The following is a 15112-nucleotide window of genomic DNA, read 5'->3' on the forward strand; positions in this document are numbered from 1 at the left end:
AACCCCCTCCTTCGCCGTGGCATCGCTTCAAACGATGGGACCGGGATACAGGGGATTGGTTACTAATCAACTCCCAAGGCCGTGAACCGGACCGCTTCCCCTGCTGCAGAGCATTTGCGTTCGAACACTGTGTCTCCAGCGTCACAGAGGGCCGGGGTGCGGAGGTAATATGGTGCGGTGTATCGAGGTTCCGGCGAGAAGCAGCGTTGGCCGTCGGACATCCCTGCGGGAATCGGATGGGCGTTGAACCCCGGCGACCCGGCGCCTACCGTTGCCTCCGGACAAGGCCTGAAGCCTGAAGGACGCCGCCATGAGCGCCTATGATCGCGATCTCGACAAGAACCCGGCGAATTATCAGCCGCTGACGCCGATCACGTTCCTGGAACGCGCGGCGCGGGTCTTTCCCGATCATCCCGCGATCATCCACGGACGAATCCGCCGTACCTACCGGGACTTCTATGCCCGCTCGCGGCGGCTCGCCTCGGCGCTGGCCCGGGCCGGCGTCGGCAAGGACGACACGGTCGCCGTCATCTGCGCCAACACGCCGGCCATGCTGGAATGCCATTACGGCGTGCCGATGTGCGGCGCGGTGCTCAACACGCTGAACACGAGGCTGGACGCGCCCATCATCGCCTTCTCGCTCGACCACGGCGAGGCCAAGGTCTTCATCGTCGATCGGGAATTCTCCAAGCTCGCCCGGGAGGCGCTGGCCCTGGCGACGGTGAAGCCTCTGGTCATCGACTACGACGATCCGGAATATGACGGGCCGGGCGAGCGGATCGGGACGCAGGAATTCGAGGATTTCATCGCCGGCGGTGACCCGGACTACGCCTGGGAGCGGCCAGGTGACGAGTGGGACGCCATCGCGCTCAACTACACGTCGGGTACGACCGGCAATCCCAAGGGCGTCGTCTATCACCACCGCGGCGCCTATCTGCTCGGCATCGGCAATATCGTCACCTGCGGCATGGCCAAGCATCCGGTCTACCTGTGGACGCTGCCGATGTTCCACTGCAACGGCTGGTGCTTCCCCTGGTCGATCTCGGCGGTGGCGGGAACCCATGTCTGCCTGCGCTGGGTGCGGGCCAAGGCGATGTATGACGCCATCGCCGATCACGGCGTGACGCATCTGTGCGGGGCGCCCATCGTCATGAGCCTTCTCCTCAACGCCCCGCCGGAGGACAAGCGCGAGACAGGCCGCACCATCTCCTTCTTCACGGCGGCCGCGCCGCCACCCGAGGCGGTGCTGGCGGCGATGCAGGCGGCCGGCTTCGACGTCACCCATCTCTACGGCCTGACCGAGACCTACGGCCCCTCGGTCATCAACGACTGGAACCGTGACTGGGACGCCCTGTCGAGCGCCGACTATGCGGCGAAGAAGGCGCGGCAGGGCGTGCCCTACACCGTGCTGGAAGGCATGACGGTGATGAACCCGGAGACGATGCAGCCCGTTCCGGCCGACGGCGCCACGCTCGGCGAGGTGATGATGCGCGGCAATGTGGTGATGAAGGGCTACCTGAAGAACCGGAAGGCCTTGGACGAGGCCTTTGCCGGCGGGTGGTTCCATTCCGGCGATCTCGGCGTGCTCTTTCCCGACGGCTACATCCAGCTGAAGGACCGCTCCAAGGACATCATCATCTCCGGCGGCGAGAACATCTCCTCCATCGAGGTGGAGGACGTGCTGTTCAAGCACCCGGCCGTGCAGGCGGCGGCGGTGGTCGCGAGGCCCGACGACAAATGGGGCGAGACGCCTTGCGCCTTCGTTGAGTTGAAGCCCGGCGCGAGCGCGACGGCCGAGGAGATCATGGCCTGGTGCCGGCAGAACCTCGCGGCGTTCAAGTGCCCGCGGATGGTCATCTTCAGCGAGTTGCCGAAGACGAGCACCGGCAAGATCCAGAAATTCGTGCTGCGCGAGATGGCGAAGAAGGCTTGAGGGGGCGCGCGGCGAAGGTCGTGGCAGCCCAGCCTGCGACGAAAGTCTGGCGCGCCTTGTATCCATCGAACGGGGGGGACGCTGTTGCGTCCGGTCCGGTCCGGGTGGCAAATGCGCCAGCCCCCGAGAAGAATGGCGGTCGGCCGCGGACCCTCTGTCCGGGCAAGGCCGCCTCCGAGGCGAGGAGACGCCCCATGGATGCCCGAGCACCCTCCCGCTATGGCGAGGTCTATGCCGCCTGGAAGGCCGACCCCGTCGGCTTCTGGGGCGATCAGGCCGCGGCGATCGACTGGATCACGCCGCCCGAGACCATTTTCGACCCGGGGCAGGGCGCCTATGGCCGCTGGTTTGTCGGCGGGGTCTGCAATACCTGTTTCAACGCGGTCGACCGCCACGCCGCGGCGCGGCCCGATCAGGCCGCCATCATCTACGATTCCCCCGTCACCGGGACGCAGCGCCGCATCAGCTATGCCGCGCTGAAGGAGGAGGTGGCGACCTTCGCCGCCGTGCTCCAGGACCTCGGCGTCGGCAAGGGCGACCGCGTCATCGTCTATATGCCGATGGTGCCGGAAGCGGCCGTTGCCATGCTCGCCTGCGCCCGCATCGGTGCCATCCATTCGGTGGTCTTCGGCGGCTTCGCGGCGAAGGAACTCGCCACCCGCATCGACGACTGCCATCCCAAGGTCATCGTCTCCGCCTCCTGCGGCATCGAGGGCTCGAAGGTCATCGCCTACAAGCCGCTGCTGGACGGCGCCATCGACCTGTCCATGGCCAAGCCGGAGGCTTGCATCATCCTGCAGCGGCCGCAGGCCGAGGCCTCGCTGGTGCCCGGTCGCGACCATGACTGGGCCGGGCTCGTCGCCCATGCCCGCGCCGCCGGGCGGCAGGCCGATTGCGTGCCGGTGGCCGCCACCGATCCGCTCTACGTCCTCTACACCTCCGGCACGACCGGCAAGCCGAAAGGCGTCGTGCGCGACAATGGCGGGCACATGGTCGCGCTCGCCTGGTCGATGGCCAATCTCTATGGCATGCGCCCGGGCGACGTGTTCTGGGCCGCCTCCGACGTCGGCTGGGTCGTCGGCCACTCCTATATCGTCTATGCGCCGCTGATCGCCGGGGTCACGTCCATTCTCTACGAGGGCAAGCCGGTCGGCACGCCCGATCCCGGCGCCTACTGGCGGGTGATCGCCGAGCATGGGGTCAATGCGCTGTTCACGGCGCCGACCGCTTTCCGGGCGATCAAGAAGGAAGACCCCAAGGCCGACCATCTGAAGCGCTACACGCTGCCGACCTTCCGCACGCTGTTCCTCGCCGGCGAGCGCGCCGATCCGGACACCGTCGTCTGGGCCGAGACGATCCTCGGTGTGCCCGTCATCGACCATTGGTGGCAGACCGAGACGGGCTGGTGCATCGTCGGCAATCCGGTCGGGCTTGGCGCCCTGACGGTGAAGCCGGGCTCGCCGACCGTGCCGATGCCGGGCTACGACGTGCGCATCGTCGACGAGGCCGGCCACGACCTGCCGGCCAACACGATGGGATCGATCGTGGTGAAACTGCCGCTGCCGCCCGGCGCATTCCCGACGCTGTGGCAGCAGGATGAGCGGTTCCGCGAGAGCTACCTGGCGCAATTTCCGGGCTTCTACTCGACCTCGGACGCCGGTTTCGTCGATGATGACGGCTATCTCTACATCATGGGCCGCACCGACGACATCATCAACGTGGCCGGCCACCGCCTGTCGACCGGCGGCATGGAGGAGGTGCTGTCCTCTCACCCGGATGTCGCGGAATGTGCCGTCATCGGCATGGCCGACCAGCTCAAGGGCGAGGTTCCCTGCGGCTTCGTCGTGCTGAAGGCAGGCGTGAACAAGCGGCCGGACGAAGTCGAGAAGGAACTCGTGGCGCTGGTGCGCGAGAAGATCGGCCCCGTCGCGGCCTTCAAGCTCGCCATCGCCGTCTCGCGCCTGCCGAAGACGCGCTCGGGCAAGATCCTGCGCGGCACGATGAAGAAGATCGCGGATGGCGGCGAATGGTCTATGCCGGCGACGATCGATGATCCCGCGGTGCTGGCCGAGATCGCGGAGGCGTTGAAGGACCGGCGCTGATCGCTCCGGTTGTGTCGGCGCAGATGACAAAGGCCGGTCGCTGCGGCAACCTCGGCAGCATCCGAATCGGAGGGGTGCATGAGGTGGGTTTTGCGCAGGATGGGGATTGCCTGCGTCGTCGCCGCCATGGCGGCGCTCGGCTCCCCTGCTACAGCCCAGCCGACGACGCGGGCAGCGCCCTCCTCGGGCAGCCTGGCCTATGACCGGCTCGACCTGCAATCGGCGGAAGCGGCGCTCCGCACCTTCCTGTCAGCCTATCGCCGTGGTGACTACGTCACTGCGTTCTGGATCCTGACGCCGGCCAGCCAGTCGGCCTTCTACACTCACCTGGCGCGGTTCGACATGCGCCGGGTGGCGCGGGTCACCGCCTCGAGTGCCTTGATGCATGCTGCCGAGATGATCCCCGCGCAGGCCCAGATGGATCAGACGGACATGAGCTTCCTCTTCGCCCATGCCATGGCGGTGGCGCGGCGGCTGGACATCATGCCGCTGAATCTCGCGGGCTTGCCGGAAGACGTGTCGCCGACCAACGTGCCCCGCCTCGGGACCCGCAACCAGCTGGCCGACGGCCGCGTCGAGTTCTCCGTCCCGCTGCCGGGCTACCGGGCGCCGGTCGTCTTCCGCATGGTCCAGAGGGCGCAGGGGCGCTGGCGGCTGGAACAGGTCCTGCCGCCCGGCGGCGTGCTGGATTCGCTGCCCTTCGGCCTGCCGACCGAATAGCCGGCCGGACTGCCGACGTTCAGAGCCCGTCGAAGAGGGCGGTGGACAGGTAGCGCTCGGCGAAGCTCGGGATGATCACCACGATGGTCTTGCCGGCATTTTCGGGGCGCTTGCCGATATCGAGCGCGGCATGAACCGCGGCGCCGGCGGAGATGCCGGTGGGGATGCCCTCGATACGGGCGAGTTCGCGGGCCAGCGCGAAGGCCTGGTCGTTAGAGACCTGAACCACTTCGTCGATGACGCTGCGGTCCAGAACATCGGGCACGAAGCCGGCGCCGATGCCCTGGATCTTGTGCGGGCCGGGATTGCCGCCGGAGAGGATGGGCGATTCCGCCGGCTCGACGGCGACGATTCTCACCCAGGGCTTGCGGCTCTTCAGGATCTGTCCGACGCCGGTGATGGTGCCGCCGGTGCCGACGCCGGACACGAAGATGTCGACCTCGCCATGGGTGTCGTTCCAGATCTCCTCGGCCGTCGTGTGGCGGTGGATCTCGGGATTGGCGGGGTTCTTGAATTGCTGCGGGATGATGGCATGCGGATTCTCCGCCACCAGTTCCTCGGCCCTGGCGACAGCGCCCTTCATGCCCTTGGCACCCTCGGTCAGCACCAGTTCGGCGCCGAGGAGCGCGAGCATCTTGCGCCGCTCGATCGACATGGTCTCGGGCATGACGAGGATGAGGCGGATGCCGCGCGCCGCGGCCACGAAGGCGAGGGCGATGCCGGTATTGCCGGAGGTCGGCTCGATCAGGACGGTTTCCGAGGTCAGCTTGCCGGAGGCCTCGATGGCGTCGATCATCGCGACGCCGATGCGGTCCTTCACCGAGGCGATCGGGTTGAAGAATTCCAGCTTCGCCAGGATCGTGGCGCGGGAACCGTGGGCTTTCGCCAGCTTGTCGAGCCGGACCAGCGGCGTGTCGCCGACAGTCTCGGTGATGGAATTGTAGATTCGGCCCCGGCCAGGCTTCCTGGCGGCGGCGCCTGAAGCAGGCGAAACATGCGCGGTCATGGCAGGCACCCAAGGTGAAACAGAGGATCTGCATGATGCGCTGAGGCGACGAAATTTTCCACCGTGGCCTTCTGAGCGCGCGAAATAAAGAAGACGATCCCGTCTATTGGTCGTTCTCAGGAAATTTGTTCCGTTTCGATGCCTGATCGCAGGCTGGCATCACCACGCCCTGCAGCCCCTTCAGAGGATGAACTGGCATGACCGCGAAAACAGTGCAGCACCGGCGGCGGAGCCTTGGACGGTCAGCAGGGCTCGGGCTGATGGCCGGCCTCGTGGCGGGAGCAGCCGGATCGGCCCATGCGCAGGAGCGGCCGGCCTATATCCGTGCCGATCCCGCTGCCCTCAGCCAGACCTACGGGCCGGCGATCGCCGCCCGGGTGTTTTCCAATCAGCTGACCGGTCAGAGGCTGCAGGCGCTCCAGGCGAGCGCTGCGCGCATTCCCGGCTTCACCTGCCCGGAGCGGCCGAATGCGGTCCTCGTCACCGTTTTTCCCTGGCGCGGCGTCGCCGGTCGGGCCGCCTGGATCGAGCGTTTCGCCGTGCAGTGCCAGCCGGTCGCCACGCGCAATTTCCTGATGCTGCTGGAAGGCGACAATGTCCGCGTCATGGAAATGGCGCCCGGCACCTCCAATACGGACCCGCTGTTGCAGCGGGACCTGATGCAGGGGATCGCCGGTGCCGCCCAGCGCACGGCCCCCGCCGGCTGCGCCCAGCCGCCAGTGGTGACCAATGCGCGGATGCTCGCCGATCCGCCGCCGGCGCCGGGCCGCTGGTCGGAGAGCTGGTCGGTGACCCAGTGCGGCGCAAGCTCCGAGATCCGCGTCCAGTTCCAGCCTTCGCCCCAGGGCGGCACGACGTGGAGCATTCCGGCCCGGTGAGATCGGCCACGCTTTGCCGCCCTTGCCGAGCGGCGGCGGCGGTCTTAGCGCTGAAGGATCGCCTGCCGGAGGTCTTGAGCCATGTCGACGCCCGTTGAATTCCCCGATGCGCTGGTGGCCACAAAGGCTGCCCCTCGCACCAGACCCTCGAACTATCCCGAGCCGTTCTTCTCGCGCATGGGCGGTCGCGAGAAGCGGCCGCTCGGCGATGTCTTCGGCCTGACCAATTTCGGTGTGAATCTGACCCGCATCGTGGCGGGTGCGGTTTCGGCGCTGCACCACAGCCACAGCCGTCAGGACGAGTTCGTCTACATGCTGGAAGGCGAACTCGTGCTGATAGTCGGTGATCGCGAAACGCTGCTGACGCCCGGCATGTGCGCCGGCTTTGCCAGGGGCGGGGAGGCGCATCACCTGGTCAACCGGTCGCAGGCCGATGCGACCTATCTCGAAATCGGAGACCGCAGCACCGGCGACGTCGTGACCTATCCCGGCGACGACATCGCCGCCATTCTCGAACCCGACGGGCGCTGGGTCTTCACGCACAAGGACGGCACGCCCTATTGAGCGGGCCGGCCGTGCCCCTGCAGGCGACAAAAAGCCCCGCGCGGTTTCCCGGCGGGGCCCTCGTCGTCTGGCAGCATTACATCCATGCCCGGCCAGACTATTGGGATCGTTTTTGCCAGCCGGCCGTGACGGCCTTGTGACGCAGATGCGGCGAAATTGTTGCCGAGCGGGGTCAGGCGGGGATGCGTTCCTCGACCTCGGTCGGCTCGCGCAACACGTAGCCGCGGCCCCAGACGGTCTCGATGTAGTTCTTGCCGTCGGAGGCGTTGGCGAGCTTCTTGCGCAGCTTGCAGATGAAGACGTCGATGATCTTCAGCTCGGGCTCGTCCATGCCGCCATAGAGGTGGTTGAGGAACATTTCCTTGGTCAGGGTCGTTCCCTTGCGCAGCGAGAGGAGCTCCAGCATCTGGTACTCCTTGCCGGTCAGGTGGACGCGCTGCCCCGACACTTCGACCGTCTTCTGGTCGAGGTTGACCAGGAGGTCGCCGGTGGTGATGACCGACTGGGCGTGGCCCTTCGAGCGGCGCACGATGGCGTGGATGCGGGCGACCATCTCGTCCTTGTGGAAGGGCTTGGTCAGGTAGTCGTCGGCGCCGAAGCCGAGGCCGCGTACCTTGTCCTCGATGCCGGCGAGGCCGGACAGGATCAGGATCGGCGTCTTGACCTTGGCCACCCGAAGCGACTTCAGCACTTCATATCCCGACATGTCGGGCAGGTTCAGGTCGAGAAGAATGATATCGTAGTCGTAGAGCTTGCCGAGGTCGATACCCTCCTCGCCGAGGTCCGTCGTATAGACGTTAAAGCTCTCGGACTTGAGCATCAGCTCGATGCTCTTCGCGGTGGCGCTGTCATCTTCGATCAACAGAACGCGCATGCCCATCCCCTTCCGCTGACCCTAAACCGGCCATTCCGTCACCGATGACGAAACAGCCGTTTGGCATAGCGATCCCATGCCTCCGCCGCCGCGCGGAAAGCGATTGGGATCCGTCCCCGTTCACTGATTCGACGTTACGCCCCAATGGTTAACAAACTGTGATTCGCAGGGGCAAGAGTCCTCGCAAAATATTTCTGCGACTCACTCCAACCCTCTGCCGAATCGACCATTTTGGCCGTCTCGTCGAGTCCGGGTCCTGCCTTTCCGTGACCAGGGTCCGCTGTGGGTCGTTGCAAACGAACCCCTTGCGGCCACGGATGCCTTTTAATCGGCTGATAGGGATCATTAACGGGCCGGGTTAAGGAAGGGTTACCCGACAGGGCACAATCCGCACGGCGGTTGCCTTTACTTTGACTCGCATTGGCCCGTGATCGTTAAACTTCGGCAGTTTCGGGGGCCCGTCGCGGCGGCTAGGGGCTCCATTCGGCGGCTCTCCGGGGAAGGGGCGTGAGCAGCCGATGGGCAGCTTCTACCGGGTTCGTGGTTAACAGCGGGTAAACATTGCCGACCGAGCCTCGCATTCCGCCACAGTGTCCCTGGAAATGCGGCAGGCGACCGGCAAAATCTGCCGCCTCGCGTTTACCAGGCGCCGGCGTTAACGCTTCGTTGACCATGCCGGCAGGAATGTGGAGTTCCTGTCACGGATTCCTCATTCATGCGCGCACTCGCCGAACACATCGCCGACATCGATTCCGTCTCGATCTACGGCCGCGTCTCCGGCGTGCGGGGCCTGATGATCGAGGCGGCGGGGCCCATCCACGCCATGTCGGTCGGCGCGCGGGTCACGGTGGAGACGGGCGCGCGTCCGATTCCCTGCGAGGTCGTGGGCTTTGCCGGCGACCAGGCGCTGCTGATGCCCTTCGCCGGGCTTGAGGGTGTCAGGCGCGGCTGCAAGGCCATGGTCTCGCTGGCGCCGGCCGCCGTGCGGCCCTGCCAGGGCTGGCTCGGGCGTGTCGTCAATGCGCTGGGTGAGCCGATCGACGGCAAGGGGCCGCTGCCGCAGGGTGGCTTTCCGATGCCCTTCCGGGCCGATCCGCCGGCGGCCCATACCCGCCGCCGCGTCGGTGCGCCGCTGGATCTCGGTGTCCGGGCGCTGAACACCTTCCTCACCTGCTGCCGCGGCCAGCGCATGGGCATCTTCGCCGGCTCCGGCGTCGGCAAGTCGGTGCTGCTGTCGATGATCGCGCGCAATGTCGATGCCGATGTCTCGGTGATCGGGCTGGTCGGCGAGCGTGGCCGCGAGGTCCAGGAATTCCTGCAGGAGGATCTCGGCGAGGAGGGCCTCGCCCGCTCGGTGGTGGTCGTCGCCACCTCCGACGAGCCGGCCCTGATGCGCAAGCAGGCGGCCTATCTCACCCTCTCCATCGCCGAATATTTCCGCGACATGGACAAGCAGGTGATGCTGATGATGGATTCGGTGACGCGCTTCGCCATGGCCCAGCGCGAGATCGGACTTTCGGCCGGCGAGCCGCCGACAGCCAAGGGCTATACGCCGACGGTCTTCTCCGAGCTGCCGCGGTTGCTGGAGCGCGCCGGCCCGGGGGCCGGGGAGGGCGCCATCACCGCCATCTTCACCGTGCTCGTCGACGGCGACGACCACAACGAGCCGGTCGCCGACGCGGTACGCGGCATCCTCGACGGCCATATCGTCATGGAGCGGTCGATTGCCGAACGCGGGCGCTATCCCGCCATCAACGTGCTGAAGAGCGTGTCGCGGACCATGCCGCGTTCCGCCGATCCGGACTATTGGCCGGTGATCCAGAAGGCCAAGCGCACGCTGGCGACCTATGCCGACATGGAGGAACTGATCCGGCTCGGCGCCTACCGGCAGGGATCGTCGGCGGAGGTGGACGAGGCGATCCGGCTGCAGCCGGCGCTGGAGGCCTTTCTCGGCCAGGGCAAGGACGAGCAGTCGTCGATCCGCGAAGGCTACCGCCGGCTGGCCGAGATCCTGGAGGTCGCCGCAGCATGAGGCGGGGCGAAATTCCCCAATGAATGGCGCGACTTATGAACACTCGTTTACCATGAATCGTCGTTTCCGGAAACGGAATCTCAACCTCGTGGGACTAGCTTCAGTTCTCATTAGGGGTAAGGCGACCGTGGTGCGGCTGCCGAGGACGACCGTGAGGCGTGTGTGTGTCTCACGGAATAAGGGGACTTCTGGGAGTACGAGTCGATGAAGTCGCGAGAGACTTTGATCCGCCTGAAGCGCTTTCAGGTCGACGAAAAGCGCCGCCAGGTCGTGCAGATCGAGATGATGATCGCCGAGTTCGAACGCATGGCGAACGAACTCGACCGCGAGATCGTGGCCGAACAGACCCGGGCCAACGTGCACGACCCGGCGCACTATGCCTATCCGACCTATGCCAAGGCAGCGCGCCAGCGGCGCGACAACCTCATGGGGTCGGCCGGCGAACTGAAGGGCCAGCTCGACGATGCCAAGGCCGCGCTGGCCGAGGCCTTCGAGGAGCTGAAGAAGGTCGAGATCCTCGACGAGCGTGAGAGCGCCCGCGACCGTGCCGCAGATGCGGTGCGCGAGCAGGCGGAAATGGACCGCATCGGTCTTTCCAGACGTGGCGCCTATCTCGGCGCCTGAAGCGACGGGATATGGCGGGTTTGCGCAGGGCGCGGTGAAAGCCGCGCCTTTCGCATGTCCGGTGGTCAGGCGACCGGCCGGCGCTCCACCTCGACGCGCCAGGCGCCGGGTTCGCCGCTGACGGTGACGAGGTTCCAGGCCGCCGGGTCGGATCCGCCGCCGGGCGCGGCCGAGGCCGAGGGAACGCCGATGACCGGGATGGGGCCGTTCGGACCGCGGAGCTCCCGCAGCGTGCCCTTGTGGGTATGGCCGTGCAGGACGGCCTCGGCGCCGATCTTGGCCAGCATGGCGGCGAGTTCCTGATGATCGCCGAGGCGCTTCTGGAAGCCGATGTCGAAGGGCGGATGGTGGATCAGCACCAGGCGAGCGAGACCCTGCTGGCCCAGCATCTCCAGTTCGTCGGCGAGAGCGGCGATCTGCCGGGGTCCGAGCAGGCCGGTGGCGAGGAAGGCCGGGGTCGGAACGCCGCTGTTGACGCCGACGAGCGCGACCTGGCCACGCACCCGGGTGAAGGGGAAGGCGTAACCGCCTTCGGTCTCGCTGGTGCCGTCGGAGAGGAACCAGGGGCGCCAGTGGTGGACGATGCCCGGCACCGTCTCGCGCATATAGGCATCGTGGTTGCCGGGAACGAAGCTGACGCGTTCCGGAGGGCCGATCCGCCAGAGCAGGGCGCGGGCGGCCTTGTATTCGTCGACGAGGCCGAGATTGATGAGATCGCCCGTCACCGCGATATGATCGACCTCGGCGTGGACGATATCGGCCAGCAACCGGTCAAGCACGTCCATGCGGTGGTGGGCCGCCCGGTTGCGCCGCCAGTTGACATAGCCGGTCAGGCGTTTGCCCAACAGCTGGCGCCAGGTCATAGCCGGGAGGGGGCCGATATGCGGATCGGAGAGGTGGGCGAGGCGGAACATGGCCTCACCCTATGCTTGAGGTGCGCGGTGCCTGTCCAGCCATGCCGGTCGCGCCCGGAGGCCCCAACCGGCGCCGGCAGGGGTTCAGCGGCGCGCGTAGTAGATGCCGAGAGCGGCGGCGGTGGCGCCGTCACGGATCTCGAGAGAGGGCTGCCAACGGAAGGTCGGGCGACGCTTCATCAGCGAGGTGATCAGGGAAATGAGCATGAAACGCTCCTCAAATGGGCGCACTGCTCAAGTGTGCAGCGCAACATGACGCTGAATTAGGCTCTTGGGCCCCGGTTTGGTAGTGGTTGTGCCGCGAGGCCTGCCATGCATTTTTGATCGCGGCCCTTCATGAATCCGCAATCTTTCATTCGCATCAGTGATGGAAGCGTCGATGATCCTGCTCAATCCCGACCGGCGCTCCTGGCTGACGCCCCTCCTGCACCTCTACTGGCGCTTCTCCCGCGGCATGACGCTCGGCGTGCGCGCCTGCGTCGTCGACGCCGACGGTCGGCTCCTTCTCATCCGCCACAGCTACACGCCCGGCTGGCACTTTCCCGGCGGCGGGGTGGAGGTCGGGCAGACGGTGGAGGAGGCGCTCGCGATGGAATTGCGCGAAGAGGCGCATGTCGTGATGACCGGCGCGCCGGCCTTCTGTGGTCTCTTTCTCAACGCCCGGACGTCGCGGCGCGACCATGTCGCATTGTTCCGGGTCGACAGCTTCGAGCAGCCCTCGCCCTTCGTGCCGACGCGGGAGATCGTCGAGGCCGCCTTCTTCGCGCGCGAGGCGCTTCCCGAGGGCGTGACGCGGGGCACGCGCGAGCGTATCGCCGAACTCTTCGAGGGGCGCCCGCGCAGCTCCCATTGGTGAGCGGTCAGCGTCGGCGACCCGCCAGCAGCGTCACGATGGCGAGGGCGAAGCCGACGGCGGTCGCGGCATAGACCAGGGGCGCATTGCCGGACCCGGCCTCTGCCGTCGCCTGACGCAGGAAGCCGAAGGCGGCGGGCGCGAAGGCATAGACGCCCTGGCCGATCGCCACCGTCAGGGCGACGACGCGCGGCACGTCGGCGCGGACGAATTCGGCCTGGGCGATGAGAGCCGGCAGGTAGATGAGATTGCCGATGCCGAGGCCGACCAGCGCCACGCCGGTCCAGATGAGCCAGATCTCGCGCCCGCCCGCTGCCATCAGGGCGAGGCAGCCGCAGATCTGTACGCCATAGCTCACCGCCGCGATCAGGCGCCGCTCGGCCGTGCCCGGCATCATCCAGCCGAGCAGCGTGCGGCCGCAGACCGCCGCCACCGTCGCGAATGCCATGGCGATGCCGGCGCCGAGGGCGCCGAGCGGCGGGACGATGAGGGAATAGAGCTGCGCGAGGAGGCCGGCCTGCGCGAAGAGCCCGAGGGAGGTGGCGGCGGCGAGCGTGAGGAAGCTGCGGTCGCGCCAGACGGCTGCACCGGCGAGCGGCACGGCCAGCGGCGAGGTCGGCCCGGATGAGGCCGGCGTGCCCGGCGCGTCGCCGTCCGGCTCCTGGCCGAGGGACAGCGGCGAGTGGATGAAGATGCGGCTCGCCAGCACCCACACGGCGACGATGACGCAGGCGCCGATGATCGCCGCGGCGAGGGGAAAGCCGAGCCAGCCGATGGCGAGGACCCAGAGCGGGGCGACGAGGACGCCGCCGAGGCTCGCGCCGTTATAGGCCATGGCGAGGGCGGCGGGCCGGTTGCGCACGAACCAGGGGGAGACGATGGCATTGACCGCCGCAGACCCCATCGTCACCCAGCCCACGCCGCTGACGGCGGCGGCGATGAAGAGCTGCCAGGGCGCGGCCGCAAGGCTCCAGCCGAGGACGCCGAGGCCGAGCGCGAAAGCACCCGTGCGGGTCGTGCGGGCGATGCCCCAGCGCGCGTAGATCGCCGGCAGATTGGCCACCGTCACCGCACCGACGAGATAATGCACCGTGATGGCCACCGAGATGAGGCCTACCGACCAGCCGCGGGTCTCATTCAAGACGTGGAGGTAGATGGGCGGCCCGTAGAAGCCGAGCCCCCACCCGCAGATGGCGAGGGTGAATGCGGCCCAGACCACTTTCCAGCCGAAGAAGCCCTTCGCCGCCGTGCCGCTCATGCCACCGCTATCTCCGTCGTTCCCTGCGACTATGCCGGCGGGCGCAGATGCAGGGTTCGGTCACGCCCGAACCATGGCACGGAATGCACGGCCTGATGCGGCGTGGCCCCGTTGCACGGCGGCAGGGTGACGGCCCCCGCCCTCCATGCTATGCGCGCTGTCATGATGGGCAGCGCATTTCCGCGGATCGAGCGACGACGACGGCCGGCATGATTGCCTGATGCTCCGGATTTTGTTCGCCTCCTGCCGTTGGACGCCCGCGCCATGCCCGACCTGTCGCTCGACCTGCATCCCGAGACCCCTGCCGATCAGGCCGCCATCGAGCGGCTGCACGAGCGCGCCTTCGGGCCGGGGCGCTTCTCCCGCACCGCGTTCCGCCTGCGCGAAGGCGTGCCGTCCTTCGCCAACCTCTGCTTCACCGCGCGGGTCGGCACGCTGCTCGTCGGCTCCATCCGCCTGTCGCCGATCGAGATCGGGCGGGGCGTGCCGGCGGTTCTGCTCGGTCCGATCACCATCGATCCGGCCTTCCAGAGCAAGGGAATCGGCGGGGCGCTGATGCGCCGTGCCATGGACCGGGCCCGCGAGGAGGGCCATCGCCTGATCATGCTGGTGGGCGATGCGCCCTACTACGAGCGCTTCGGTTTCACGGTGGTGCCGCCCGGCCGGCTCCAGCTGCCCGGGCCTGTCGACCCGGCGCGGCTGCTGGTGGCGGAACTGGCGGAGGATGCCTTCGCGGGTGTCGCAGGAGCCGTCCGCGGTGCGGCGGGTACGAACTGAAACACGGCCGCTGCGGGGCGACATCGTCGGGCGCGGTCGAGGCGCGACGATGCCTGCCTTGTTCCGCCTCTGGAGCCCGCCATGTTCCGCACCGCCGCCTTTGCAGCCGCCCTTGCCTTCGCCTGTCTCTCGTCCGGTGCCGAGGCGCAATCGGCGCGCTGCCGCGTCATGGACCCGACCGGCACGCCGCTCAACATCCGCGATGCACCGAACGGTGACGTGGTCGGCCGCGTGCGCAATGGCGCTCTCGTCACCCGGCTGCGGGTGAGCGAGGACGACCGTGGCCGGCCCTGGGCCTATGTCGCCGACCGCGCTTCCGGTGAGCCGCTCGGCTGGGTCTATCGTGAATTCATCGCCTGCTTCTGACGCCGACCGCGATCACGTTGCGCAGCGGCCTCCCGGTTAGGAAGGGGCAGGCCTGCCCTTGCCTTGGTGACGGGGGCGGCCCAGGGTCCTTTCTGCACGGCTCGGGGCCGGAGATCTCTCAGGCCAGCGGCCGTGATTCCTGGGAGGATCGACGGATGATGATGCGACGCAATTTCCTGATGGCTCTCTTTGCGCTGCCGGTCGCCACGCT

The 15112-nt window shown here is 67.4% G+C and carries 15 protein-coding genes; 10 read left to right on the forward strand and 5 right to left on the reverse strand.

The annotated features are described in order from the left end of the window. Positions 1-310 precede the first annotated feature (310 nt). The 3 genes from Q8O26_RS01085 to Q8O26_RS01095 all read left to right on the forward strand — a co-directional run bounded on the left by Q8O26_RS01085 (position 311) and on the right by Q8O26_RS01095 (position 4755). Entirely contained in the window at positions 311-1933 is a 1623-nt protein-coding gene (locus Q8O26_RS01085) for an acyl-CoA synthetase (protein WP_305572625.1), read from the forward strand. Positions 1934-2127: 194 nt separating this feature from the next. After that, positions 2128-4035 (forward strand): propionyl-CoA synthetase, encoded by a 1908-nt coding sequence (locus Q8O26_RS01090; protein WP_305572627.1) that lies wholly within the window; start codon positions 2128-2130, stop codon positions 4033-4035. A gap of 78 nt (positions 4036-4113) precedes the next feature. After that, positions 4114-4755: a hypothetical protein gene (locus Q8O26_RS01095; RefSeq protein WP_305572629.1), complete on the forward strand. Its 642-nt coding sequence runs from the start codon at positions 4114-4116 to the stop codon at positions 4753-4755. A 19-nt stretch (positions 4756-4774) separates the two neighbouring features. Here the strand turns inward: Q8O26_RS01095 and cysK are convergent, their stop codons facing one another. After that, entirely contained in the window at positions 4775-5761 is a 987-nt protein-coding gene (gene cysK / locus Q8O26_RS01100; protein WP_305572631.1) for a cysteine synthase A, read from the reverse strand. Between the two features lie 197 nt (positions 5762-5958). Between cysK and Q8O26_RS01105 the strand changes: the two genes are divergently transcribed. Both Q8O26_RS01105 and Q8O26_RS01110 read left to right on the forward strand, forming a co-directional pair. After that, positions 5959-6639 (forward strand): hypothetical protein, encoded by a 681-nt coding sequence (locus tag Q8O26_RS01105; protein WP_305572633.1) that lies wholly within the window; start codon positions 5959-5961, stop codon positions 6637-6639. Positions 6640-6720: 81 nt separating this feature from the next. Then, positions 6721-7203 (forward strand): cupin domain-containing protein, encoded by a 483-nt coding sequence (locus Q8O26_RS01110; protein ID WP_305572635.1) that lies wholly within the window; start codon positions 6721-6723, stop codon positions 7201-7203. Positions 7204-7375: 172 nt separating this feature from the next. Here Q8O26_RS01110 and ctrA read toward each other — a convergent pair whose 3' ends face one another. Then, positions 7376-8077 (reverse strand): response regulator transcription factor CtrA, encoded by a 702-nt coding sequence (gene ctrA, locus Q8O26_RS01115; RefSeq protein ID WP_305572637.1) that lies wholly within the window; start codon positions 8075-8077, stop codon positions 7376-7378. 715 nt (positions 8078-8792) lie between these two features. Between ctrA and fliI the strand changes: the two genes are divergently transcribed. Next, on the forward strand, positions 8793-10109 hold the full coding sequence (gene fliI, locus Q8O26_RS01120) for a flagellar protein export ATPase FliI (protein WP_305572639.1): 1317 nt from the start codon (positions 8793-8795) through the stop codon (positions 10107-10109). A 204-nt stretch (positions 10110-10313) separates the two neighbouring features. Continuing rightward, positions 10314-10733 carry a flagellar export protein FliJ gene (gene fliJ, locus Q8O26_RS01125; protein WP_305572641.1) on the forward strand — a complete coding sequence of 140 codons (420 nt, stop codon included), beginning with the start codon at positions 10314-10316 and terminating at the stop codon, positions 10731-10733. A gap of 65 nt (positions 10734-10798) precedes the next feature. Here fliJ and Q8O26_RS01130 read toward each other — a convergent pair whose 3' ends face one another. After that, positions 10799-11647 (reverse strand): metallophosphoesterase, encoded by an 849-nt coding sequence (locus Q8O26_RS01130; RefSeq protein WP_305572643.1) that lies wholly within the window; start codon positions 11645-11647, stop codon positions 10799-10801. Positions 11648-11731: 84 nt separating this feature from the next. Next, positions 11732-11854: a hypothetical protein gene (locus Q8O26_RS01135; RefSeq protein ID WP_305572645.1), complete on the reverse strand. Its 123-nt coding sequence runs from the start codon at positions 11852-11854 to the stop codon at positions 11732-11734. Positions 11855-12026: 172 nt separating this feature from the next. Between Q8O26_RS01135 and Q8O26_RS01140 the strand changes: the two genes are divergently transcribed. Further along, positions 12027-12503 (forward strand): NUDIX domain-containing protein, encoded by a 477-nt coding sequence (locus Q8O26_RS01140; RefSeq protein ID WP_305572647.1) that lies wholly within the window; start codon positions 12027-12029, stop codon positions 12501-12503. 4 nt (positions 12504-12507) lie between these two features. Here the strand turns inward: Q8O26_RS01140 and Q8O26_RS01145 are convergent, their stop codons facing one another. Beyond that, positions 12508-13758 (reverse strand): MFS transporter, encoded by a 1251-nt coding sequence (locus tag Q8O26_RS01145; protein WP_305572649.1) that lies wholly within the window; start codon positions 13756-13758, stop codon positions 12508-12510. Between the two features lie 264 nt (positions 13759-14022). Here Q8O26_RS01145 and Q8O26_RS01150 point away from each other — a divergent pair, with 264 nt between their 5' ends. Then, on the forward strand, positions 14023-14535 hold the full coding sequence (locus Q8O26_RS01150) for a GNAT family N-acetyltransferase (protein WP_305572651.1): 513 nt from the start codon (positions 14023-14025) through the stop codon (positions 14533-14535). Positions 14536-14616: 81 nt separating this feature from the next. Then, positions 14617-14901, forward strand: coding sequence for an SH3 domain-containing protein (locus tag Q8O26_RS01155; protein ID WP_305572653.1), 285 nt, complete (start codon positions 14617-14619; stop codon positions 14899-14901). Positions 14902-15112: the final 211 nt, after the last annotated feature.

Source organism: Phreatobacter sp. (assembly GCF_030691135.1).
In the GTDB taxonomy this organism is placed as follows: Bacteria; Pseudomonadota; Alphaproteobacteria; order Rhizobiales; family Phreatobacteraceae; genus Phreatobacter.